Annotated in this window: 13 protein-coding genes and 2 pseudogenes; 10 read left to right on the top strand and 5 right to left on the bottom strand. The window is 60.7% G+C overall.

Translation table 11 applies throughout. The features are described 5' to 3' along the window. Positions 1 to 155: 155 nt before the first annotated feature. The gene (locus FHS74_RS25475) at positions 156 to 1,070 is read left to right on the top strand and encodes an AzlC family ABC transporter permease (RefSeq protein ID WP_281384697.1); all 915 of its coding nucleotides are present in this window, start codon (positions 156 to 158) and stop codon (positions 1,068 to 1,070) included. Positions 1,071 to 1,166: 96 nt separating this feature from the next. Next, positions 1,167 to 1,419: pseudogene (locus FHS74_RS25480) on the top strand (transposase); the annotation flags it as partial. Here FHS74_RS25480 and FHS74_RS25485 read toward each other — a convergent pair. After that, on the bottom strand, positions 1,409 to 2,395 hold the full coding sequence (locus FHS74_RS25485; RefSeq protein ID WP_184807076.1) for an NAD(P)-binding domain-containing protein: 987 nt from the start codon (positions 2,393 to 2,395) through the stop codon (positions 1,409 to 1,411). The pseudogene FHS74_RS25480 and the gene FHS74_RS25485 overlap by 11 nt on opposite strands. 279 nt (positions 2,396 to 2,674) lie before the next feature. Here FHS74_RS25485 and FHS74_RS25490 point away from each other — a divergent pair, with 279 nt between their 5' ends. The 7 genes from FHS74_RS25490 (at position 2,675) to FHS74_RS25520 (ending at position 19,139) form a co-directional block, all read left to right on the top strand. Beyond that, the gene (locus FHS74_RS25490; RefSeq protein ID WP_211106548.1) at positions 2,675 to 3,742 is read left to right on the top strand and encodes a TauD/TfdA family dioxygenase; all 1,068 of its coding nucleotides are present in this window, start codon (positions 2,675 to 2,677) and stop codon (positions 3,740 to 3,742) included. A gap of 273 nt (positions 3,743 to 4,015) precedes the next feature. Then, a complete protein-coding gene (locus tag FHS74_RS25495) occupies positions 4,016 to 5,404 on the top strand; it encodes an aminotransferase (protein WP_184807077.1) in 1,389 nt (462 codons plus the stop codon). 149 nt (positions 5,405 to 5,553) lie between these two features. Beyond that, positions 5,554 to 6,948, top strand: a complete 1,395-nt coding sequence (locus FHS74_RS25500; protein ID WP_211106549.1) for a diaminopimelate decarboxylase — start codon at positions 5,554 to 5,556, stop codon at positions 6,946 to 6,948. A 90-nt stretch (positions 6,949 to 7,038) separates the two neighbouring features. After that, entirely contained in the window at positions 7,039 to 7,947 is a 909-nt protein-coding gene (locus tag FHS74_RS25505) for a class I SAM-dependent methyltransferase (protein WP_184807079.1), read from the top strand. A gap of 96 nt (positions 7,948 to 8,043) precedes the next feature. Continuing rightward, positions 8,044 to 15,939, top strand: a complete 7,896-nt coding sequence (locus tag FHS74_RS25510) for a type I polyketide synthase (protein WP_211106550.1) — start codon at positions 8,044 to 8,046, stop codon at positions 15,937 to 15,939. 33 nt (positions 15,940 to 15,972) lie between these two features. Next, positions 15,973 to 17,283 (top strand): kinase-like protein, encoded by a 1,311-nt coding sequence (locus FHS74_RS25515; protein WP_184807080.1) that lies wholly within the window; start codon positions 15,973 to 15,975, stop codon positions 17,281 to 17,283. Next, positions 17,280 to 19,139, top strand: coding sequence for an FAD-dependent oxidoreductase (locus tag FHS74_RS25520; protein WP_211106551.1), 1,860 nt, complete (start codon positions 17,280 to 17,282; stop codon positions 19,137 to 19,139). The genes FHS74_RS25515 and FHS74_RS25520 overlap by 4 nt, the downstream gene beginning before the upstream one ends. Positions 19,140 to 19,373: 234 nt before the next feature. On the opposite strand, the pseudogene FHS74_RS30640 reads toward FHS74_RS25520, so the two are convergent. The 3 genes and pseudogenes from FHS74_RS30640 to FHS74_RS25530 form a co-directional block, all read right to left on the bottom strand. Beyond that, positions 19,374 to 19,576: pseudogene (locus FHS74_RS30640) on the bottom strand (ISL3-like element ISMex26 family transposase); the annotation flags it as partial. A gap of 39 nt (positions 19,577 to 19,615) precedes the next feature. Further along, the gene (locus tag FHS74_RS25525) at positions 19,616 to 21,031 is read right to left on the bottom strand and encodes an aldehyde dehydrogenase family protein (protein ID WP_184807081.1); all 1,416 of its coding nucleotides are present in this window, start codon (positions 21,029 to 21,031) and stop codon (positions 19,616 to 19,618) included. Positions 21,032 to 21,413: 382 nt separating this feature from the next. Then, on the bottom strand, positions 21,414 to 22,292 hold the full coding sequence (locus FHS74_RS25530; RefSeq protein WP_184807082.1) for an NmrA/HSCARG family protein: 879 nt from the start codon (positions 22,290 to 22,292) through the stop codon (positions 21,414 to 21,416). Between the two features lie 117 nt (positions 22,293 to 22,409). Here FHS74_RS25530 and FHS74_RS25535 point away from each other — a divergent pair, with 117 nt between their 5' ends. After that, positions 22,410 to 23,309, top strand: coding sequence for a LysR family transcriptional regulator (locus FHS74_RS25535; RefSeq protein ID WP_184807083.1), 900 nt, complete (start codon positions 22,410 to 22,412; stop codon positions 23,307 to 23,309). Between the two features lie 166 nt (positions 23,310 to 23,475). On the opposite strand, the gene FHS74_RS25540 is transcribed toward FHS74_RS25535, so the two are convergent. Further along, positions 23,476 to 23,925 carry a Ros/MucR family transcriptional regulator gene (locus FHS74_RS25540; RefSeq protein ID WP_184807084.1) on the bottom strand — a complete coding sequence of 150 codons (450 nt, stop codon included), beginning with the start codon at positions 23,923 to 23,925 and terminating at the stop codon, positions 23,476 to 23,478. Between the last annotated feature and the right edge of the window lie 714 nt (positions 23,926 to 24,639).

A 24,639-nucleotide genomic window follows, 5' to 3' on the forward strand; every position in this document is an offset into this window, starting at 1 on the left:
ATCCGCAACCAAATTTCGTCAATTGACGCGTATAACATATTTCATGAGCGCCGATCGCAGCTTTCCAAGCGGAACGATACCGGAAGTGTCCGCGCGGACTCTTCTGTCCGAATTCACGCGCGCCGCCTTGCCGGTCACAGTCGCTGGCCTATGGGCTGGTGCTGGGCGCGCAAGCGACACAAAAAGGGCTGCGTTTCCTCGAAGTCCCGCTTATGACCGGGACCAATTACGCGGGCGGGGCGGAATTTGCAGCGATCGATTTGTGGGCGTCTCCGCCACCGATCTTGATGATCGCCGCCGTCACCTTGCTATCAACAGCCGCCGAGGCGACTGCCGATATGGGCAACCGTCGCGATCGCCGTTGGCTCGGCGGGAGTGTTGCGGCTCGCCATCAGTTGAGAGAGTTGGAGACAGCCATGACCATAAAGCGATATCTCGACGATCGTGCGTTGAACGGTGTCGTGGAAGTAACCGCTGTGATTCCGGGCGACCGGCCAATCGTGCGATGCAATGAGACATGGTTTCATGCGCAGGGGGGAGGCCAGAAGGCCGATCGCGGGACGCTTGCCGCGATTCCGGTCCTCGATGTGCGGCACGCGCCCGATGGCGCTGTCGATCACATCGTCGCCGTTTCCGACGGTTTGGAGGTCGGGGGGCGATACGCCTTCGCGGTCGACGAGGAGTGGCGCGTTCTAAACTCGAAATTTCATACTGCGGCGCATCTGCTCGTCAGCGTTTGTGAATCGATGTTTCCGAGTGTGTCCGTCATAGCCGGCCATCAATGGCCGGGTGAGGCCCGGGTGGATTTTGTCGGCGAGGCGGTAGAAGAGATCATAGAGCGCTCCGACCAACTTGAGCAGGTGATCAGAGACGAGATTCGCCGCGATCTGCCGGTGACCTTTGTCGGCGATCCCTATGTCAGTCGGGCCTGCCAAATTGGGGGCTACGCGCCGATCGCGTGCAGCGGAACCCACGCTTTGTCGACGGGGGAATTGGGCCAGTTCAGAATCCGCTCGGCCAAGCTGAAGCGTGGCCAATTACGCCTCGGCTACGAGATCACGGCAGCCTAGCCTGGATAATTCATCAGGGTTGGTGGGCATAGCGTAAGCCTATGGAATCACTTAAGATTCGATTGCTAAAGCCGAACCTGCAGTTTCCGGAGCGCTATGCCCGCCGAAGTTGATCCTACTCTGCCGCTGCCGGAGCTGTCGCCGGTCTGCGGCAAGCCTGTTGTCGCCCGCTTTGACGGTGGGCGGCTGTCGTCGGACGGCGGCGTCCTGCTGTTGGCGGAGGTGGAACGCTGGCTGGGGATCGTCGACCGGCCGGCGCGCGGCATCGAGGACCCCGCGGATGCCGGAGCGGGTTGTCCATGGGGGGGCGGAGATGATTCGGTTCCGTGCCCCGGCGGTCACACCGGGGTTGATCTGAACGCCGCTCGAAGCCGCTCATGCGTCCTTGTCAGGTCACTCGTCTGATACATCGCCCTATAGGCTGCTAGGGACGGGTAACCGGCGTCGGCCTCCCTTTTCAGAATTTGAACGAAGGCGCCATCCCGAATTTGTTGCAAGATTGCGCGGCCTTTAACTTTGACGTCCTCGCCGAGCAACGTACCAAGATAATGCTGAACGCCGAGGCGGCAGGTCGGCGACCCTTGTTGCTCGATGACTTCGTACAAGCCCGCAGTCGCGGCCTCGGACATCATTTCCGCCATCTCGCCCGATGCATGCATGTCCAGCAGTGCTGCGGCTGGGTCGAAGCCGGCCTCGATCAATATCTCGAACGCGATCCGGGTCGCGTCGATCAATAGCGGCGTCAGAAACTGCTCCTGGAACAAATCCAATTCCGTTTCGCTCACATGGGATACCGGCATGACGCCGTAGCGGGTGAAACCGACGGCCTTGGCGATGGCGAGGGTGCGCGGCAAGGCCTGACCCGATACGTCTTGAATCACGTCGATGAACGCCGGGACGCCCGAGCCCGCGGTATAGTGCTGTCGTATGGGCTTGCCGAACATCTTCGGGGCGAGCAAGGCGGCATCGACATCTGGGCGAAGCTCGATCTGACCGAAGCGGATCGAAAAGCCATGGGCGAGGATCAAGAGATCACTCTGCCGCAGATGGGGCGCAATCTCCGCGCGATAGACCTCCGGATGCGCGTCATCCGGAATGAGCAGGATGACGACGGAGGCATTCTCGACGGCGTCTGCAATCGGGCGGGTGTCGAAGCCATCCCTGAGCGCGGCATCCCGATAGTCGTCAGGACGATTGCCGATGATGACCGACACACCACTATCGCGAAGGTTGGCGGCGAAAGCCTTACCTTGAATGCCATAGCCGATGATGGCAACGACCTTCTCCGCGATATGATGAAGACTGGCATCTTGCTCGAAATACATGCCCGATTTCTCCAGCGCAAAATATTACAGAGTTAGGGAGGACGTTGCTTGACGAAACATTGCGCACCGATATGTGGGAGAAAGCAAGATCATTTTTCTATTAAGGGTTGTCAAAATGGATTGAATATCGTGGACGCTTGAGGCACGCTTTCCGTGGTTGAGTTTCGTGTGTTGTCTTGCGTTCTCTCTCTTCGGTGTCCAGATCGAAGCGCTAGCGGCCGGTATCGCTTAAGTCTTGTTGGATCGGTTGCCTGACTACAATCGGGAGTGAAGTCCGGCATGAGTGATGCCATGAGAATGCAGCGCCTCGCAGATGCGCCGGCCTTTCGCCTGGTGGAACCGGGGCCGGGTTTCAGGATCCCGGTCCGGAATCGCGCTTTCTTGGCTGGGTCGAGCGACGAGGCCGTTCCGGAAGCGATACCGGATGCCGGCGGAATGATCCCGATTTTTGCTGCAGACCGGGTCGATACCGTACTGTCTTCGCTCGCGCTTTCGGCGAGGGCGACGATCGATGCGATGTTGCCCGCATGCGGCGGCGTTGTGCTGAGCGCTTTGGCCTTGGCTGACAAGGCCGATTTCGAGCGGTTCATGATCGCTCTCGGATATGACTTCACGGGATATGTCGGTGGCATCGCGGTCCGAGGGGATGGTGCGGGGGTAGTGCTCGTGGCGAGCGAGGAGGATGCGCGGATCACCTTGTCCCCCCATAACGAGATGGCCTATCTCGCGACCTATCCAAACAAGATCTTCTTCTTCTGTCAAACCGAGGCCCCGCTTGGTGGCGAGGTTCCAGTCAACGATATTCGGCAAAGCATTCGCTTCATTCCCGATTCCGTGAAAGATGATTTCAGAAAAAAGGGAATTCGATACTATAGGAACTTGCCTAAGGCGTCGTCTATTTCGGAACGGGGCTGGGTCGATACATTCCTCACGGACGATAAGGTGTCGATAGAGCGTATTATGAGGAGTTTAAATTATGATTTCGATTGGATAAAAGATGATAGGCTTATCTATTCCTATGCCCGCCCTGCTTTCATCGCACATCCAGAGACAGGGGCGGAGATATGGTTCAATCAAGTTACCGAATTGCACAGTTCCTATTGGCGATCTCATCCAAATTTTCCCGATGGTCTGACGGATCTAGACTATCCAGCTACGACAACATATGGGGACGGGTCGCCGATCGACGATGATCTGATCTCCCTCCTTCGGTCTACACTTTGGACGGCCGCGCGGGCTGTTAAGATGAAGAAAGGAGATGTCCTCGTGCTGGACAACCAAGTCTTGCAGCACGGGCGGTTTTCCTTCGAGGGGGAACGCAGACACTTCGTCAGCTTGACGCGATAGCGGATGGGGTTTGAGCCGATTCGTCACCGACGCGGGGGCTTCCAAGAATCATTGCGCGGGATAATCTGGTTGAAGATTGTGTAGCTTCATGGTATGCAATTCAAAGAAGAATAAACTTAAATCCACACCTCTTATAATCGCCTTCGGCACTTTTGAGCACCGTCGCGGTACCGACAGGGTTTGCCCATCGGAATGTAACGTTGGAATGTAACGTTGCGCCGTAGTAAGGCGCAATGTTCTGCCGTTCCGTGTACTGGAGAAAGCTTTCCGACGATGAGGCAAAGTCCACAGCGGCGCATTTCTCTTGTGGCGAAGGACGCTCGCCATATCCTTCATCCTTGGGCGGATCTCACCAGTCTCGGTCGGCAAAACTCCCTGGTCATCAGCGAAGCCGATGGCATCAGAGTTACGGACAGTCAGGGTAAGACATATCTCGACGGAATTGGCGGGATGTGGTGCATCACGGTTGGTTACCGGCATCGAGATCTGATCGCTGCGATGCGTGCCCAAGCGGAAACAATGGTATATTTCACCCCGTTTGGCAACGTTACGAGCGAACCAGCGTCTCAATTGGCGAGTCTTCTATCGGAGCTCTCGCCAGGAGATCTGAACCGTGTCCATTTCACAACCTGTGGCTCGACCGCCGTCGAATCTGCGGTCCGCATCGCTCATTATTATTTCTCATGTCGAGGGCAGCGGCAGAAGCGTCACGTCCTGGCGCAGACCAATGCGTATCACGGCAGCACCTATCTTGCTGCCTCGTTATCCGGCAAGGCAGTGGACCGTACCCATTTTCATTATGAGGGCGGATGGGTGCATCACCTTGAGAGCCCCGCCTTCGATCCCGACAACTCGACTGTGTCAGCGGCGGAGCGTCTCGATCATCTGATCGCGGGAATGGAACGGGCGATTGCGCGGATCGGGCCCGAGCAGATCGCCTGTTTTGTGGCAGAACCGATACTCGCCTCGGGCGGGGTGCTCATTCCGCCGCCAGGCTACCATCAGGCTGCGCTCGACCTCTGCCGTCAACACGACATTCTTTATATTTCGGACGAGGTCGTCTCCGCGTTTGGTCGACTGGGCCATTTTTTCGCGTCGGAGACGCGGTTCGGGATCGTTCCCGATCTGTTGGTCACAGCCAAGGGAATTACCTCGGGATATCAGCCGCTCGGGGCCGTCCTCCTTTCCGATCGCATCGCTGACGCGCTGGTCGAGGCCGCCGACCCCGCCAAGCCGGTGTTGTCGAATGGCTTCACCTATTCCGGGCATCCGGTCGCCTGCGCGACGGCAATCGCGAATATCGCTGTCATGCAGCGCGAGAAGATCTGCGAGCATGTGCGCGACGTCGGGCCCTATTTCCTCGAACGCCTACGGGGATTGCGCAATTGGTCGATCGTCGCTGCAGTCAGGGGAGATCATCTCATGGCCTGTGTCGAATGCCACGTTCCCGGTGAGACCGGTCCGACGCCGCGTAATCAAGCGCTCGCGCGCGCCGTCGACGCGTATTGCGCACGGTCCGGACTCCTGGTGCGGCCATACGAGAATCTTTGCATCCTGTCTCCGGCCTTGATCATAGTAAAGGAGGAGATTGACCAAATTGTCGCAATCCTGGACGACGCCCTCGCGCGTGCGGAACGCGATCTCTGGGCTGGGGCATTTTAGATAAAGGAGATACGTCGCCCGCTCAATTTTGGCTGATAACGTGAAGATGTGGATGAGAAATGAAATATGTCGGGTGTTTTCTTGTTTGAAACTCCTCCTTTTGGAGAGGTATTGTGACAATGTCGCCCTCTACCCTCGACTGTCGTGGCTTGACGGAGGCGCTGTCGATCCTGCGGATCAAGCAGACCATCTGTTCCGGCACCCGCGTTGAGGCGCCGCTGCTGGTCGTGTTGGGGGCGGATTGCGGATCTGAACGGGTTTCAAACGCACTCGGCAACCTGGCTGACCGCGTGCAGTACGTTATCTCCGACGCTGCCCCGACGGGCGAAGACTTAGCGGCGGTACCATCGACATGGTGGCAACGGCATGATCTCCGCTACCGAGATGGCCGTCTCCACCTCGGCGGCGTGGACCTCGCCGAACTGGCCACGCAAATCGGTACGCCATCCTACGTTTACCGGGCCGCACGGGTCAGGGAAAACATTGAACGTCTGGACGAGGCAATGTCGTCCGCCGGGATCGACCACAGACTTTATTACGCGATGAAGGCGAACAGATCGCCCGCTCTGTTGTCATATTTGCGTACTTTAAATCTGTGCGGTGTCGACGTTTGTTCTGCGGGAGAATTGCTGCACGCCGTCAGTTGCGGGTTTCCCGCCGACGCGATCTCGTTCACCGGTACGTCGCTCACACGTCACGACATCCAAGCGTTGTCCGCTTTCAAGCAAGTCCGGGTCAATTTGGACTCGCTCGCTTCCTTGAACAGTCTTGGACGGGCATGTCCGGGTCGGGCTGTCGGTCTCCGGGTCAATCCCGGCCGAGGGCTCGGCTATCACGGCGACAGTCGATTGAACTACAGCGGCGCGGCGACGACGAAATTCGGAATCTATCCTGATCATGTCGAGGAGGCGAAGGCCATTGCCGCGACATGGGACTTGCGGATCGTCCGCCTTCACGTCCACGCCGGATGCGGCTATCTCGACAACGAGTTGGGACAATTGGCGGATATCTTCGAGATCGTCGGCGAACTCGCGGCACAGTTCGCGGACCTCGAAGAAATCAATATCGGAGGTGGGTTGGGTGTTCCGCACGTCGCGGGCGACAAGGCGCTCGACCTCCGGTCCTGGGCCGCGGTTATCGCACGACACTTTGCCGGCAGCGGCCTGCGCGTTGCGGTCGAACCGGGAGACTATCTGGTGAAGGACGCCGGATTGCTGCTCACCACGGTGACGTATGTGGAGCGGCGAAGGGATGTTTTGTTCGCCGGCCTCGACGCGGGCTTCAATCTGGCGATGGAGCCAGCCTTCTATGGGCTGCCGTGCGAGCCAGTGGCGGTGGCGCCGCGATCGGACGAAGAGACCGAAATCTACACCATCGTCGGCAATATCAACGAGGCTCTCGACCGATGGGCGACCGGTCATCGGATGCCGCGGCTGCAGGAGGGCGATTACGTCGCCCTGCTGAATTGCGGCGGCTATGCCGCCTCGATGCGGTCGGATCACTGCTTGCGCGGCCAAGCCAGGGAGGTTTTTTTGATTGATTAGAACATCTTGGCGGTAGCGGCGGACGGTCGTGTCGACGCGACCGAACAGTCATAGTCGAAGCTGTAATTCGCGCTTCATGGGGATGAGTAGATGTGGGCAGAGAGCGTGCGCCCGGCGTGGCGGGAAGATCTCGACGGCGCCGCTCCAAGCTTTGCTTTCGATCCATCCGATTCCTGGACCGTCGCGTTTCAGGCCGGGTTGGCGCGTGCCGAGTTGAGCGGCCGGCGCGTTTACGAGGTCGGGATTGGCACTGGCACGAACATGGCGTTCATGCTGCAGCATTGCGCTGCCGCATTCGTGTCGGGCAGCGATCTCGATCCACGCCTGCCGGCGTTCGCGCGGCGGTTCATCGGACGCATGGCCCCAGAATTGCTGGATCGGTTTCGCCTGATCGCCGGCTCCGTCAACCTCATCGACACGCCGGCTGCGATGGCAGAGGTCTCGGCGGCAGACGTCGTCGTCGGTTGCCTTCCTCAGGTGCCCGATTGCGAAGATGAAATGTACGAAGCCTTCCATCTCGCCCAGTTGGAGCGGCCGGCCGGAAGCAGCCAGCGAGCTGCCGATCACATTGCGCATTATTATCCTTGGGCAAGGTTCAACGACTATCCATTCAACTCGGTGGGCCTTGGATTGAACGAGGCTCTGCTGCGAAGGGTTCGGCGTTGCGCCCCCCACGCACAGGTCATTCTGAATTTCGGCTGCCGGATCGGCAAAGGCGTCTTGTTGAATCTGTTCAAATCGAACGGCTATCGGCCGGAGGAACTTGCTTCGCGCATCGTCCGCCACCACGACGGCACCAGCATTTCGTTCTTCGTCGCTCTCGAGGCGGCCATGCGCGGAACGGGGTATGAGCGCGACTTTCGATGCGAATTCTATACCGATCCGAGTGGCGCGACCGTTATTCCTGCCAGTGAAGCCCAAGAGCGGTTGGATATCGATCCGACAACGCCGCTTTATCACGAAATCTGCGTTCTGCGCGGACATCCCATAAATGGATAGACGATCCGATCAGCGCCACGAGACCGGCCTGTAGCGTGGTCTTCGAAAGGGACTCCTGAATATTCGCGATAAATACGCCGGGAAAATTCTAGGGGGATGATGATGGATGCCTCGACGATGAAATCGACAAAAATGTCCGATGGGGTCGAGGCTGTCACCTTGGCACGGCCTGAAAATGCGAGTTTGCGGCTATTTCTTTTCCCGCACGCCGGCGGCAATCACGACAGCTTTCGTGACTGGGCATCCCACTTGCCGAAAGATATCGAGATCATCTCGTATTCGCTGCCGGGGCGCGGCCGGAAGCCCTACACGCGGCCCTATACCGACTGGACTTCCCTAGTGGCCGATCTGGCCGAACTGGTTGCCGGATATACGGATGGCATGGCGACGGCATTCTTCGGCCACAGCTTCGGCGCCTTGCTCGCATTCGAGGTCTGTCGCGAGATTTCCAGGACAACATTGCGGGCCCCGAATATCCTCATGTTATCGGCCCACAAGGCGCCGCATCTTTCTGAATCTGGTGATAACAGGTCTTCCCTTCCTCAAGAGCAATTTCTCGAACTGGTCCGGAACTGGGGTCTCATACCCGAGGAGTTTTTCAAGAACCAGGATTTGCTCCAATTCATACTTCCGCCTCTTCGGGCCGATTTACGCCTGGATGAAGGTTATAAATGCCAGACGGGTAATAGAACCGGCCGGCGGCTGGAAGTTCCTTGCGTGATATACGGCGGATCGGATGACAAGACAGTCGCAGCGGCAGAGCTTCAGGCGTGGCGCGAGCATTTCGATGGGCAGGCGTCGTTTCAGATCGAAATCTTCCAGGGTGGCCATTTCTACACCATCAGCGCGCAAGCCGCTCTCCTGGACAGTATCGAACGGCAATTGGATCGCGTGCGTAAGGCGGTGGAGCCCTCGATCATCGTGGCGCGCCAGAACGATAGAAGACCCTATCGGAATATCTGGGCGCGCTTCGAAGACTGCGTCGCCGTCCAGCCGGACGCGCTCGCGCTGGTCGATCATCCACGGCGATGGTCTTATCGGGAGCTCGGCGCCTGTGTGCGGGCGCTCGGGACCGAGTTGACCGCGCTCGGGATCAGCAAGGGCGATGCCGTCGGCCTGTACTTTCCACACGACGCCGAATATTGCATCAGCCTTCTGACCTGTTGTGCGATCGGGGCACCGGGCTGCCTGCTCGAGAAGAATTGGCCGCCCGTCCTGCTGGCTCAATTCCTGGAAAGCGCAGACGTCAAGCTCGTCCTCACGACGCCGGAACTTGCGGCCAGCCTGCCGGCTTCGTTCCAGGCGCCCGGTAGGCATCTCGTCCTGCACCAAGATCGATGGTCGAAGATCGACTTGGCTCATGACGGCTCGCACGCGTTCGGGGATGTCGAGCCGGATGATATCGCGCTGATCTCGATGACGAGCGGGACCTCCGGCACGCCGAAGGCCGTGCTGAACACATATCGCGGCTGTCTATACTGTTTTGATGCCCGCTATGAGCTCTATCCCTATCGGGACGGATCACAAGACGGGCTGAACGCGTTCTTTGCCTGGGAATGCCTTCGGCCGCTCCTGCAGGGAAGAACCGCCGTGGTCATTCCCGATGCCGACATTTTCGACCCTGTCCGGTTCGTGACCGCGCTTGAGGTATTCGACATCACGCGCATTGTCGTTCCCCCCGCTTTGTTCGAGAGCGTGCTCGATCATCCGGTGATCGGCCCGACGCTGGCGGACCGGCTGCGCCACATGGAGATCTGGTTCCTGATGGGCGAGGTCGTGCCGACCCGTATCGTCGAGAAGGCCGCTCGTCTGCTGCCGGGCCATGTGCGGCTTGTCAATTCGTATAGTACATGGGAAAGCCTCGATATTTCATTCGCCGACCTTCTCCCGCAGCCGCAACCCCAGACTGGGAGATCGTCTTTCGCGCCGGTCGGCCGGCTCTTGAACGACAGTGCGGCGATCCTGCTGGACGAGGACGACATTCCGGTGCCGTATGGCGCCGTCGGCGAGCTCTATGTCGCGAGCCCTGGAGTCGCCGTCGGTTATCTGAACGACGCCGCGAAAACCGCCGAGCGCTTCGTGTCCTGTCCTGCGGCGCTCGCCGATTCGGCTTTTGCCGATGCGATCTTTTACCGGACAGGCGATCGCGCGCGTTTCCTGGCGCAGGGCGAGATCGAGGTGCTCGGTCGGGCCGGCGATACGGTCAAACTGCGCGGCTTCAAAGTCTCTTTGCGGGCGATCGAGGTCGTTCTCGAGGAACAGGCGGGGGTTTCCCGCGTCGTCGTACGACCTGTCCTCGACAGCCAGACGAAGCAGCCCGAGAGCCTCGTCGCCTATATTATCGGAGATCACGGCAAACCATCGGAAACCGTGCTTGCGCGGTTGCGCCAGAAGGCGAGGCGCGACCTGGCCGAGTATGCGCGGCCGCGGCACTTCATCCCGCTCGAAGCGCTGCCTATCAGCCGAAGTGACTCGCGCAAGCTCGACCTATCGGCGCTTCCCTCGCCGCAGGACGACCTTTCCCATGAGGAAGCGACCGAGGACTCGCTCACCGCCGTGGAGCAGCGTGTTGCCGCGGTCTGGCGTGACGTCCTCGGCGTTCAAAGGATTGGACTCGACGACAATTTCTTCGACCTCGGCGGCAATTCCCTCACTGCGGCTCGATTGTCGGGGCTCATGGCGGCGCGGTTGGGCCTCTCCTTGCCGGTGGTCGAGGTGTTTCAGTTCAGCACCTTGAGGGCGATGGCCCGATATTGTTCGAGCCAGGCGGCAAACGGCGGGAAGGAGGTCCTGCGAGGCCGGCGGCTCCGCGCCCCGCAAGCCACCCCAAAACTGGCGGTGGTCGGCATGGCGGGACGTTTCCCAGGGGCGGCGAATATCGAGGCTTTCTGGGCGAACCTGGAGGGCGGGGTCGACTCCCTCAGCCATTTCTCCAAGGAGACGTTGCGCCAGAAGGGCGTGCCCGAGGCCGTTCTGGCACATCCGAAATGGGTCGCCGCCGGACAAGTATTGGCCGACGCGGACATGTTCGACGCAGGGTTCTGGGGCATCGGCCGCCGCGAGGCCGAGATCATCGACCCGCAGCATCGGGTATTCATCGAAGTCGCATGGACCGCGCTGGAGCAGGCGGGATACGCGCGGCGCGACAATCCCTACCGCGAACGCACCGGCGTATTCGCGTCTTGCGGGCTCGACGGCTATCTCATCCTCCATCTGGCGGGAGGCGGGCTGAAAGATCCATTGGATCCCGGCGGATTGTTCCTGACGGAAATCGGCAACGAAAAGGACTACATCGCGACCAGGGTAGCCTATCTGCTGGACCTCGGGGGGCCAGCGATAACGGTCACATCAGCTTGTAGCAGCGCGCTCGTCGCGGTGGCCCAGGCCGCTCAATCCATCGTTAGCGGACAATGCGACATGGCGATTGCGGGCGGCGCGTCGATCAATTTTCCCAATTTCGGATATTGCTACGAGGAGGGGTTGGTCGGCAGCGTCGATGGCTACGTGCGGCCATTCGATGCCGAGGCGAGCGGTACGCTTTTCGGCGACTCGGTCGGTGCCATCGTCTTGAAGCGTCTCGATGACGCCATCGAGGACGGCGATCACATCTGGGGCGTCCTGACCGGCTTCGGCGTCTCGAATGACGGACGCATGAAAGCGGGCTATGCCGCGCCGAGCGCGCGGGCGCAGGCGCAATGCATCTCCGACGCCATTGAAATGGCCGGAATCGGCTCCGAACAGCTCTCTTATGTGGAATGTCATGCGACCGCGACGCATGTCGGTGACGCCATCGAGCTGAGCGGGCTGCTCGACGCGTTTTCCCGCCATCGCCGGGCCGACGCTTTCGCAGCCCGAAGCTGCGCCATCGGCAGCGTAAAGGGCAATATTGGCCACGCCAACTGTGCCGCGGGGATCACCGGTTTCATCAAGACGGTGTTGTCCCTGTACAATCGGAAGCTGGTCCCAACCGTGAATTACCGGACGCTAAATCCGAAGCTGGTCGAGTTCGTCGACTGCGGCGGGTCGCCATTTGTCGTCCAGGAGACATGCGGGGCCTGGACCGTCGCGGATCCAGCGACCCAGCTTCCGCGCCGTGCTGGGGTGTCGAGTTTCGGGATCGGCGGCACCAATGCCCATGTGATTCTTGAGGAAGCGCCGGAAATCGAGCCTAGCGGCGCCGATCGGGGATATACGAGACAGCTCCATCTGGTGACGGTCTCGGCCAAGAGTGCTGACGCCCTGCAACGCAACGCGGATGAGGTGGCGCGGTTCATCGAGGCCTTGCCCGACGAGGAGATTGCGCCCGCGATTCGATGCTTGCATGTCTCGCGCGAGGCTCATCCCCTGCGCGCCGCCGCCGTTTTCGCACCGGGATCGGCCGCCGGGCTGGACGAACTACGCCGCCTCGGCAGGGCATTTCCGGGAGGGCGAGCGCCTTTGGGCCAGAGCGCCACGGTCGCCTTCTGCTTCTCGGGCCAGGGCTCGCAAGCGGCAGGCATGGCACGCGGTCTCTATCGCGGCCGGGCCGATGGCGGCCGGTTCCGGCGGCATTTCGATGAAGCTTGTGCCGAACTGGCGCGCCATCTGCCGGGTAATCCCGCCGGCTTGATCCTCGAGGCGGACGACGACTCGGTGTTGCGGCCGATCGCGACGCAATGCGGATTATTCGCCGTCGAATTCGCGATTGCTACGACATTGCTCGATCTCGGCGTGAAGCCGGTCGCTGTCGCCGGTCACAGCATCGGGGAATACGCCGCGGCGGTGGTTTCGGGTATCCACACCCTCGAAGAGGCTGCCGCATTGGTGGCCATCCGCGCTCAGGCGTCGGAGGACATGCTCCGGCTTGCCGACACGAGCCAGGGCGGCGGCGGGATGCTCAGCATCCTCGGTGACGAGGATCGGCTTCGGGACTGGCTCGACGGTCGGAAAGATCTGTGGCTGGCGGCCGAGAATGCTCCCGGCCAAGTCGTGGTGGCCGGAACGAAGAGGGCGCTGGAGCAGGCGGCCGTGGCCGTGGCCGGGGCGGGTTTCACCTGTCGTCCGGTCCCTGTCTCACATCCGTTTCACAGCGCGCTGATGTCGCCCGTGGCCGAACGGCTCGACGCCGTCGCATTCGGCTTAGACGCGCGCGTGCCGCGGATCCCGATGGCGAGCAACCTGACCGGAGCGTGGCTCGATACGACATTCCGGCCGGATCGGTATTGGGGCCAGCATGTCGTTTCCACGGTCCGGTGGCGTGACGATCTTCGCAAGCTGCTCGAGTGGGAGCCGAACATCATCCTCGAGATCGGGCCGGGTAGCGTCCTCACCACGCTTACGAAGAAATGCCTGAAGCACTGGACCGTTTCGGGGCCGCTGCCAATTGCGGCCATGCCCGACGCGAAAAATGACGATCGGGACGACGAGGCCAGTTTCTTGCGAACGATCGGCGAGCTTTGGTGCAACGGCGTTGATCTGGATTTCGTGGCTTTCCACGACGGCGAACGCGGCAGCGATGGCCGTCGTCCGACCCACCCCTTCGTTCCGACATATAGCTTCGAGCGGACCCGTTGTTGGACGAACCCCAATGCCTCGATTTACGTCTCAGAGGGGACGGCAGCTGCGCTGCCCGAGGTGGGCGGTGAGTCCGCCGACGCTGGCTCGGACTTGCTGATCCGCTTCGTCGAGAAGCCCGCTGCGCGGCTGAAGCTGTATTGCTTTCCTTACGCGGGCGGCACCTCGGGCGCCTTCCGATCTTGGGCTCGCGGTACGCCGCCTTGGCTCGACCTCGTCGCGGTAGAACCGCCCGGACGGAATGGTCGGTCCGCTTCCGCGGCCCGGCCGCAGGATCGCGACGACCCCGCCTCCTTCGATCTGGCCTTCTTGGACCGTCTGGCTGCCGGAATTCGGGAAGACGCCGGGGCGAGCCCGGTCGCGTTCTGCGGCCTCAGCTTCGGCGTCTCGATGATGATGGATTTGTTGAGCGGGCCGCTCGCCGACTGGGCCCGGGGCGGGCGGGTGCGGGCGGTCTCGGTCGCCGGCCGGGTGGCGGTCACGGGGGCAGCCCAAGCCGAAGCGTGGCCGCTGGATGCCTTGTTGATGGCGCCCGAGGAACTGCGTGCCACCCCCGAATGGGAGCGTGCCATGCTGCCCATTCTCATGGCCGACCTCCGGTTCGACGTGCGGTCGGCCGAACGGATTGTCGAAAGACGGCGGCGCCATCGCGCGCCGCTGCTCGATTGTCCCGTTCAAGTCCATTGCGGCGCGGATGATCCCACCTTCCCGCAAGCCTCGACGACGGAGTGGGCGAGGGAGACGAGCAGTCCGATCCTGGATGTGAATGTCTATCCGGGCGCGCATGATTTCTTGCTCCATCAGCGCAGCCCGATGCTTGACCGCCTCGTCGCGTTTCTAGATCGCCTCGATCCGACGAGCACTGTGGAGCGCGACCGAAGTCTTGGGCGGCTCCATCAACTCCGGTGGCTGCCGGCCAAACCCGGTGGCGATGTTGAGACGTCAACTCCCATCCCCTGGATCGATTTCGATACGGCCGGGCTTTCACCATCGGTGCGATTCTTGAAAGAGCGTCTGCGAGAGGCGGGGGCGCAAGCTGCTCTTTTGTGCGGACTGCCGTCGGCGGTGTCCCCGAGCCGGTATTGCGAGATCTTCTTCGAACTCTTGAAGGAGCTGACGCTCGGGGAGGCGCGGGGCAGATTGATCCTGATTCTGCCTGCACACGACACCGGCGGTATGCTGGCCGGCATGACGCGGTCATTGGTTCGTGAAGAGCCGGGCCTCGTGGTGCAACGCATTTTTGTGCGGGATTGGCCGACGAGTGGTCGCGACGATCATGGCCCGGAATGGCCGAGCCGATTGCTTCAGGCGTCGCGCCGTTACGCGCAGGAGATCGACCTTCTTTACGATGGCGGGCATTTCCTGGCCCAAAGACTCTTACCGATCGCCATGCCGGATCTGCCGGCCGGCACGCTCGGTCGTTCCGAGAGCAGCTACCTCGTCACGGGGGGCACTGGCGGTCTCGGCCGGGTCGTCGTCGATTGGCTGCTGCATACCCAAAACGTTGCTGCCGCGCGGATCATCGTGTCGGGACGGACCATGCCCGACGATCTACGTCCAGGGGTGCGGTTCATGAAAATGGACCTCGCCGCTCCGTTGGATGTCGACGCTGTCGGCGAGCGAACCGGCCCGCTAGCCGGCATCATTCACCTGGCCGGATGCCTGGATGACCGGGCATTCCGGAATCTCGAGGCGCGGCGTTTGGCCCGCCTGCTCGCGCCGAAGATTGCGTTGTCTCAGATCTCGGCGCTGGGCCGTGCCACCGGCGCTCGTTGGGTCGTTGCCTTTTCGTCCATGAGCGCCCTTCTCGGGGCGCCCGGTCAGGCGAACTACGCGGCTGCGAATGGCTGGATGGACGCGCACGCGATGTGGTCCGCGACCACCGCGAGGCTCAACGTCGTCTCGATAGCTTGGGGAAGCTGGGGCGAGGTGGGAATGGCATCGCACAATCCCAAGGCCCTCGACGCCGCGCGCAGCAGCGGCGAGACACCGCTCTCGTCCGCCACTGCTTTGAATTTGTTTGGTAAGGTCGTCGCGACGCTCTTGTCGGACAATGTCTTGGGGCGGAATTTCGCGATATGCGACGTCGATTGGCGCCGGGCGGAGTGGGCCGAAACGCCGTTGGTATCCGGTCTCGCCGGTCCGATTCCGGCAGTCCAAGAAGCCGATCGGTCGAACTCGTCTGGCACTCGCGCGGTGATGGACACGGGGATCGACCGGCCGGTTCATGGCGGCGATCAGATTCGCTCATTCCTCAGTAGTTACATTCATCAGTGGGACGATTCGATGTCGCTCTCTGATCATGGCTTGGATTCTCTAGATTTTACTAGAATTCGTGTCGAATTCTCCAAGGCTTTTGGCAAAGATGTGCCGCTTTCCGTATTTGCCAAGCCGGATAAGGTTCTTGGGGAGTTGTATAAAGAACTTTCCGTATACTAAAGGTGGCATGGTCTTTGTAGAAAGTGAGGTGCTATGTCTGTCATCGCTCTGGATGGTCATGCCGAGGAACGTGAGATCGGAGACGTCAATGCGGATGATCGCGTCGTCCGAGAGATTTTGGACTGGAGCGGACGCGACCAAAGCCTGAAAGCGCCGCTGATGCTGATGTCGAAGCGCGCTTATGATGTATTGTGCCGCCTACAAGGGTCCGACGCCCGGCGGTTCGAGTTTGTGTCGGCGCAGCACCAGAAAGCGGTGGCTCGGCATTTCTCCAAGGTCTTGCGCGAGATCGCCGAGGGGCGGGAGCCGAGCGGCGACGATCTGAGCATGCTGGCGAACACCATGGCTGTTGATCCGATACAATCGGCATTCCTTGCCGATGCGGACCGCGTGGCGGTGCAGGAAAGCCTGCGGGAGCGCATTCAACTCATACGCCGGCTCTGGCGACCGTTCCTCGTCTGGTGGCACGCCTATTTCCCAAATGGTACCGAGCGCGGCGACCCGAGCGTCGACCTGTGGCAATTATACATTCCGTTCGGGCAGTGGATCCTGCGCGAAAAAAGGCGGCGCCGGGCGAGCGGTCTCTTCGTGATCGGCTTCAACGGAAGCCCCGGTGCCGGGAAGACTGTGTTGGCGAACGCGCTCGCGGTCGTGCTGAACCATTTACTCGACCCTGAAACCGAAGGACAGGCGATCGCGCGAAGCGGTGACGACTGGTATTTGAGCAAGCGCGACCGTGAAGGTCTGAGAGCGCTTGGATACGACCCCGGGACACCGGGCCTCTCGAACCGGGCGCCGCCCGGAACGCATGACCGGGAATGGCTGGAGCGGAACCTGATCGAGATGGAGCTGAGTGATCAGGATTCGGTCATCCGCATGGGAAATTTCGACAAGAAGATCGACGATCAACCGGACGGGGCGGATCGCTATTACGAGGTGCGCGGTAAGGTCGGCGTCTTCCTCTTCGATTTGTGGTTCGCGGGTGCCGAGGCGGTGGTCGATCCGACGCGGCTGCCCGTCGGGCTGAAGCGCAAGGTCGCTGAGAATCTGCGTGAATGGCGGACGATCTTCGATCGATTGGACGCGCTCTGGATGTTCGAATGGCCATCCTTGGACAGGGTGCTGGAGGAGCGCGAGGCGCAGGAACATCTGGTCGAGCAGCGGCACGGCAGGCGCGGGATCAGTCGGGAAGATCTCATGGCGTTCATCCGCTACATGATTTCGCAATGCTGGGACTGGGAGACGATGCCGCCGTTCCCGCCTGAGCGGGCAATCACGTTCCGCGCGCGGCGCGACGCGCACCATCGTGTTATCGGAATCGAGCGAGGAGGCCGCGTGTCGTGAGGCAGCACCCACAATCGGCGCCGCCGAATCCCGGCGCAAAACAAACATTCGCAATGTCGGACGTGGCCCGTCAGTTTCAGGAACTCGTCCGTGAGTCGGAACAGGAAGCGCCCGTCCTTTACGACACGGTCATTATCGGCGGCGGCGCGGCCGGCGCGGGCGTCCTCAGAGATCTTGCGTCCCGCGGCAATGCGCGCGCGATTCTGGTCGATCGGGGCCCTTTCGGCGGCGAAACCTCAAGCAAATCGGGAAAAGCCATCCATCCCGGCATTCGATATCTCAGGATGGGGTTTCACCGGATACTCCTCGCGTTCAAATTTCGGAAAGATCCGAAGCTCAAGCAGAGCTTTGCCCAGAACATGTGGTCGGCCTGGCAGGATCTGCGGCTGGTCTGGTATGGAACGCGCGAGAGAAACCTGCTGATCGAGACCTGCGGCGACACGGTCGAAGCGATGCCCAATATCGTCTTCGTTTATCCCGATAGTCCGGAATCGAAATGGGCCGTTTTCTTCGGGATCTCGATTTACGGGCTCCTCACCACGATCTGGGCATGGCCCAAACCGATCGCCAGGTTCGGCCGGGTCGAGCTATTCATTGATGTTGCGGCCGTCCGCCGCAAGCTCCCGCATCTTGGGCTGAACAAGATACTCGGTGCCATTCGGTACTGGGATGGCAAGGCCAGCAACGACAAAATTCTCGTCCTCAAGGCGATTAGAGACGCCTATTTTCGCGGGACGCCAGAATATCCGCTCCGTGCCCTGAGTTATGTCGAACTCGAGCGCTACGAATGGTGCGCAGATCGAGGCGGCGGATATTTTCTCGTTACCTTGATCCGCCGATTCGAGTCTGCTGAATTGCCGGAGAGGATTGTGGTCAAAGCGAGGACGGTTACGAACGCCTCAGGTCCCTGGCTGGATCAAGTGAGAAATCGGGGGGCCGAACCGGATCGAAAAAAGACTGTCGTCTATTCGAGAGGATCGCATCTGGAGGCGACGAACCGCTTCCTGCATGAAAGCCTGTCGGCGAATCCGAGCCTCCAGGTCGGGCTCGTGCCGCTCAACCCGGAGCGTCAGCATTATCTCCGACCGTTCTTCCAAAACGGTATCTGGTACATCCAATGTACGACGACGGACAGGGCGCATACCGACCCCGATGAAATCTTGCCTCAGGAAGACGAAATCGAAGAACTCTTGCACTCCTACAACGAATTGGTCGACGATAAATGGAAAATCGCCCGATCAGATATTTTCAATGTCTTTTGCGGCGTGCGACCTCTTGCCTCCAGCGGCCCAGGAGAGATTTCAGTCAAAGATATCTCGCGAATGTTTAAAATAAATCCACATCGGTCGGGTGATGGATTGGTGTTTGATTTGATCAATGTAAAATTGACTGAATTCAGGTGGGCCGGCCGGGTCCTGGGGGATTTGATTGCAAAGGAACTCCGACAGCAGAATCGCCAGCTCGGAAAATCCACGACACATCGGTTGAAATTTCTAACCGTAGAGGATGAAGAACGGTTTGCCATAAATCGGCCCGATCATCCGCGCGGCGATTTGAACTTCATCAAAGAAAAAATCAGGCATTATGTCGATTATCAAATGGTCTGTAATTATGCGGACTATCTTTTGAATTCGGGCGGTCTTAGGGACGCTTTGGTTTTCAATGAAGCCGACCGTTGTGATCTCGACCAGGAAGTCCTCGATTTGATGTTGGAAGAGATGGGGACTCTGCTGCAGTGGTCTCACCAGCGACGGCAGAGGGAATGGCAAGAATTCGAAGCCGCCTACAGCCGAAACATGGCGCATTGCGATTTGTCCGGTCGGAGGTCGATCGCTGCGGAAAAATGTGCGCCCTGATCGGCGTCGAACAGGGATAGCGTCGCGCGAATTGCGCCAATCCTGCATGAGAGGGAGCCGTCTCCAGAGCGAAGCATGGTGATTTTTGCTCGTTTCAGGCGCAGTAATTGTCAATAAGCGTGGAAGGGGGACCCACTTTCACGTCCAAACGGGGCTCTCTCTATTCGGCCTGTTGGGGTCAAGCGCTTTCAGGCTGTTTTCACCATCGATCGGGCGATGCCGCTCGCGGATCCGCCGATCGGTGACCTGGGGCGCGTTTGGCAGCGCCTTGGCGGTCGCGATCGCACAGCCGCCGCCGCGATCCCGCGCGACGGTACTGACCTGGGGCAGGCATTCCAGCCAAGCCTGGACGGTCGCGGGTTCGCGATCCGGTAACAGCGCGATCGTCCGCGGCGCTCCAGGTCGAAGATCAGGGTTCCGTCGCGCTGGTTACGTCTGAGGTTCGGCTGCTGCCGGGCCACCAGAGGGCTTGGAAATCACTCTACGACGGCCTTGACTTCGAGGTAGTCATGAAGGCCGAATACACCGAATTCGCGGCCGTTGCCAGACTGCTTGAAGCCACCGAAGGGGGTATGCATGTCCTGTTGGCCGCCGTTGACGACCACCTGTCCCGATCGGATACGGCAGGCGACGCGTCGGGCCCGCTCCTGATCGCCTGACCATACATAGGCGCTCAACCCATAAGGTGTGTCATTGGCGATTCTGACGGCGTCTTCTTCGTCGTCGTAGGGGATTATCGAGAGTACAGGGCCGAAAATCTCCTCGCGGGCAATAGTCATATCGTTCCGGACTTTGGAGAAGACCGTGGGCTGTACATAAAAGCCCTTTTTGATTCCCGCTGGGCGCCCCAGGCCGCCGACGATCAGCTCGGCTCCCTCGGAAATGCCCTTTTCGATATAGCCCTGGATGCGACCGTACTGGATCGCCGAGACCACGGGCCCCATTTCAGTTTCCTCGGAATTGACATCACCCAGCCGCATGGATTGGGCGGTGGAACGTGCTACCCTTTCCGCCTCGGCTAAACGCTTGGCAGGCACGAGCAGTCTGCTCGGGGCGTCGCAGGACTGACCTGAATTAAGCATCAGGACGCGAACCGTGGCGTCGATGGAGGTCGCGAAATCAGCATCGTCCAGGATGATGGATGGCGACTTTCCGCCCAGCTCTTGATGCACCCGCTTGACCGTGGGAGCGCTGGCCAGCGCGATTTTGACACCCGCCCGGGTCGACCCGGTGAACGATACCATGTCGACATCGCGATGACTCGCAAGGGGGGAGCCCACATCCTCACCTGATCCGTTGACGAGATTGAAGACACCTGCCGGAACGCCAGCGTCGTCAAGGACCTGCGCCCAGACCATCGCGCTGTAGGCTGAAAATTCGGAAGGCTTCAGCACCATGGTGCAACCGGCCGCAAGTGCCGGCAAGACTTTCGCCGCCACCTGATTGATTGGCCAGTTCCAGGGTGTGATCAAGGCGCACACGCCCACCGCTTCGTAACGGAGGAAGCCGCTGGCGCGTTTTTCCTCGAACGCGAACTTCTCAAGCACTTCGATCATGGCGCTGATGTGTCCGACACCGATGCCGGCTTGATGATCCCGCGCAATGGCAACGGGAGCGCCCATCTCCCGCGTGATGGCCTGCGCGATCTCACCGAAACGCGCGTTGTAAGCTTCGAGAATGCGCTCCATTAGCGCTTGGCGTTCCGCGCCCGTGGTTTGGGAGTAAGCAGGAAATGCAGATTTGGCGGCTGCGACCGCGCGGTCGACGTCCACAGCTCCGCCCAGTAGAATCTCGCCCGACGTTTCCTCGGTTGCCGGATCAATCGTCCGGAAGGGGCGCGGCTCTATCGGCTGAACCCATTGGCCGTTCACGTAGTGCTTTGTAAAGTCCATGATCAAAGTCCTTCCATCGGCCATTTTCCAGATTTGCACGAACGCAATGCCGTCCAATTCCGGTTTGCGTTACGCATATTGAGCTGGCCCCCCTTGGCCGGACAGGTTTGACCGTTCGTTAACTCGGATGGCGCCCTGCTGGTTACTCAAGCTGCCACAGCCAGTGTGGACGGGGCGAGCCCCGTCCACACTGGGCGGCGGAAATAGACCTCATCGGGGGTCTGATAAGCCCGCCCCTGATGCGGTCGTTGGGTGTTGTAGGCGGATTCCGTCGTGTCGACTTGCTGATGGTTCTGCTGTCCTCTGCGTTGGCTGAGAACAAAACCGGAGCTTAACGACATGTCCACTTTGCCGGGACCAGCTCAGTGGGGAGGGTGTGGGCTCAGCCCTTCGCCCACTGGGTCGCGGCATCCCTGGCGAAGGCGGCATAAGAGCGTGGGGCGTGACCGAGCAGCCTGGTCAGGTGCGCGATATCGTCAGGGGTCGCCACCGCGCCATCCGCCTGATAACGGGCGAACATCAGGCGCAGGTCGAGCGCGTGCCAGGCGGGCAGCATGGTTTTCATGCGCTGCTCCATCACGACGAGATCGTCGCCGCCATACCGGATGTCGCGGCCGAGCGCTTCGCTCCAGATATTGGCGATGTCGCTGCCGGTCAGGCTGTCCGGGCCGACCAAGGCGTAGGTCTCGCGGCCAAGCGGCGTGGCGGCCCGCTCACGGCGAAGTAGCTCGATCGCGGCGGCTTCGCCGATGTCGCGGATATCGACCATCGAGACGCCCTTCGCGCCGATCGGCGCGCCATAGACGCCCGCCTTCAGAAGCACGTCCTTCTGACGAAGATCATTCTGGATGAAGTAGGCGGGGCGCAGAACCGTCGCGGGCAGGTCGAGCGCCTCGATCATGTGCTCGACCGTGTACTTGCCCGCGAAATGCGGCACGTCGGCATAGGCCTCCCCGCCGAATACCGAGAGATAGACGATGCCTTTGACGCCGGCCTCGCGGGCGACCGCCAGCGTCAGCATGGCCTGTGTCAGTTCATCGGCGACATTCGGGGCGAGCAGGAACAGCGTGCTGACGCCCTGCAGTGCCGCGCGCACCGAATCCGGGTCGGCGAGGTCACCGCGGACCGCTGTCACGCCAGCGGGAAGCCGCGCCGTCTCGGGCGAGCGCGTCAGAGCGCGGATATCGGTGCTGTGACCTTGAAGATGCGCCAGGACCTGCGCCCCGATGGTGCCCGTGCTGCCTGTAACGAGAATGGTCATGTCGAAATCTCCTCATGATTTTGCGAGCCGTATGGCTTGAGGAGCAAGATACCCGTTTCACTATTTTGCGGCAGACCCCAGTATCAAGATAGCCTGTCTCAAATACGGAACATCAGCATGGATCTTCAGGCATTGTCCGACTTCGACCTTGTCGCCGCCCATGGCGGGTTCGGCCGCGCCGCCCGCGTCTCCGGCCGCTCCAAGGCCACGCTGTCGCGGCGGGTCGCCGAACTCGAACAGAGCCTCGGCGTGCGGTTGATCGAGCGCGGGTCCCAGAGCCTGCGACTGACGGATGAAGGACGGGCGCTTCATGAGCGCACGCGCGGGCTGCTCAGTGAAATCGCGGAGGCCGGAGAGGCGGTCGTCCTTGGCGCATCGACGCCGAAAGGCAGGCTGCGGATCAGTGCGCCGGTCGTCTTCGCGCATGTGGCGCTTCCCCGGATCGCGGCGCGGTTCGCTCTGGCTTATCCGGAAGTCCAGCTCGAAATCGTTGCCGAGGACCGTAAGGTCGATCCGGTTGAAGACGGCTATGATCTGATCATCCGGATCGACCCATCGCCGGACGAGCGCCTTGTTGGCCGTCGCTTCCTCAACGATGAACGTCTGATCGTGGCGCCGCCCGGCATGTCACGCCCCATTCTCGGGGCGGACGGCGACGCCTTGGCGGTGAGGGCCGTTTTGCTCTCGGCGACACCGCCTGGGGCTCTCTGGCGGATGAGCGCAGGGGCAGAGGCTGACATCGTCCTGATGCCGGACCCGATCCTCCGCCTCTCATCCCTCCTGATGGTCCGCGATGCCGTGCTCGCGGGTGCTGGTGCGGCCTTGCTGCCAAAGCTGCTTGTTGCCGAAGAAATCGCCGCCGGCAGGCTTGCTTATTGGGGAACCCATGCCGGTCCGCCGGTGGAGATCTGGGCGCTGCAAAGTTCACGCCGACTGATCGGCGCCAAGGTGCGCGCCTTCCTGGAAGTGGTCGAGAGAGCGTTTCCGGAGAAGCGGTTCGACGCGCAACCGATATGAGTGAAAGCGGGTGTTCCGTCCAATCTGCGTGCCGATCAACAGGCAAGGGTTTGCCGCCGCCCTTGCTTCGTGCGGCGACGTCCGCCAAACCCGTGTTGGTCGCGGAGAGGGCGGGTGAGTGAACCACCAGGACGGGGCCCCGCAGATGAGGCCCCGCCCGCTTTCCTTAGGCCGCCTTGCGGCCGCGCCGCGCCTTGGCGGGCGCCGGTTCAACGGCGGTGGGTTCCGCGCGTTTGCCCAAGCCGATGGACTTGGCCAGATCGGAGCGCTGAGCGGCATAGTTGGGCGCCACCATGGGATAGTCGCTGGGCAGGCCCCACTTGGCCCGGTATTCGTCCGGGGACAGGTTGTAGGCGGTGCGCAGATGCCGCTTCAGCATCTTCAACTTCTTGCCGTCTTCCAGGCAGACGATGTGGTCGGGGGTGACGGAGCGGCGGACGCTGACGGCCGGGACCAGGGCGGCGGGCGCCTCGATTTCCGGGGCGGGCTGACCCAGCGTGGTCAGTTGCTGATAAATGGTCTTGAGCAGAGCCGGCAGGTCGGCGGGCGCCAAGGTGTTCTTGGACACATAGGCGGCGACGATGGTGGCCGTCAATTCCAGAGGGGCATCGGACATAATAGCTTCCTGTTTATGACTGTCGCGCCACGATCAGCCGACAACTTGCCAGATAAGATAGGCGCGAATAATCAGAAATCAAATAGCCGTTTTCTTTATTTTGACGCGCGTCATTTTATTTTTCTTGAGGACAAGGTGCGCACGCTGGCGCGGGTGGGAAGCGCCGGCGCTTATTGTCTGGCACTCCCGCGGTACCGCCAGTCACTGTATAGCGAGGGTGGGTTAGTGATCGAAGCGCCTAGAGTTGCCGAGGAGCGGGCTGAATAGTCTGATGTCTTCTCCGGCGGTAGGGGTGGGCAGCGCGACGGTGCCCGAGGCGGACAGCAACCTGTTCGATTCCGGGGTGGGGACCGACGCGCAGCTGATGTTTAAGCTTGGCCCTGAGGTCCCGGCCAGCGGCAGTACATAGTCAGCCACTATAATGTGGTGGTGGAAGTTTCATTTTAATATTGCGGCATAACGGGCTGTGGTCCGGTTAATTAACGCTCGTGATTCTGAGGTTTATGCTAGCTGATTATGATCGCGCCGCGTGCCTTCTTCCGACTCGGTAAATCTGATGCAAAAATCCATGGCTCGGATGCGGTCGATTGTCGCGTCTATCCGTGAATCCACATACGGATGCGATTTAGTGTGGATTGGCGTGGATATTAAACCTTTGAAGATAAAGCATTCCACTACGCCAGTATTCAGATCCGCAAAATTGCCCATAAACGT

Origin of the sequence: Nitrospirillum iridis, from assembly GCF_014205765.1 — a bacterium.
Classification (GTDB): Bacteria; Pseudomonadota; Alphaproteobacteria; order Azospirillales; family Azospirillaceae; genus Nitrospirillum; species Nitrospirillum iridis.

What these genes read in the sequence shown, in the direction of transcription:
- FHS74_RS25505 (WP_184807079.1), top strand. Translation starts at nt 7,039, where the DNA reads ATGTGGGCAGAGAGCGTGCGCCCGGCGTGGCGGGAAGATCTCGACGGC.
- FHS74_RS25540 (WP_184807084.1), bottom strand. Translation starts at nt 23,925, where the DNA reads ATGTCCGATGCCCCTCTGGAATTGACGGCCACCATCGTCGCCGCCTAT.
- FHS74_RS25495 (WP_184807077.1), top strand. Translation starts at nt 4,016, where the DNA reads ATGAGGCAAAGTCCACAGCGGCGCATTTCTCTTGTGGCGAAGGACGCT.
- FHS74_RS25525 (WP_184807081.1), bottom strand. Translation starts at nt 21,031, where the DNA reads ATGGACTTTACAAAGCACTACGTGAACGGCCAATGGGTTCAGCCGATA.
- FHS74_RS25490 (WP_211106548.1), top strand. Translation starts at nt 2,675, where the DNA reads ATGAGTGATGCCATGAGAATGCAGCGCCTCGCAGATGCGCCGGCCTTT.
- FHS74_RS25510 (WP_211106550.1), top strand. Translation starts at nt 8,044, where the DNA reads ATGATGATGGATGCCTCGACGATGAAATCGACAAAAATGTCCGATGGG.
- FHS74_RS25485 (WP_184807076.1), bottom strand. Translation starts at nt 2,395, where the DNA reads ATGTATTTCGAGCAAGATGCCAGTCTTCATCATATCGCGGAGAAGGTC.
- FHS74_RS25530 (WP_184807082.1), bottom strand. Translation starts at nt 22,292, where the DNA reads ATGACCATTCTCGTTACAGGCAGCACGGGCACCATCGGGGCGCAGGTC.
- FHS74_RS25515 (WP_184807080.1), top strand. Translation starts at nt 15,973, where the DNA reads ATGTCTGTCATCGCTCTGGATGGTCATGCCGAGGAACGTGAGATCGGA.
- FHS74_RS25535 (WP_184807083.1), top strand. Translation starts at nt 22,410, where the DNA reads ATGGATCTTCAGGCATTGTCCGACTTCGACCTTGTCGCCGCCCATGGC.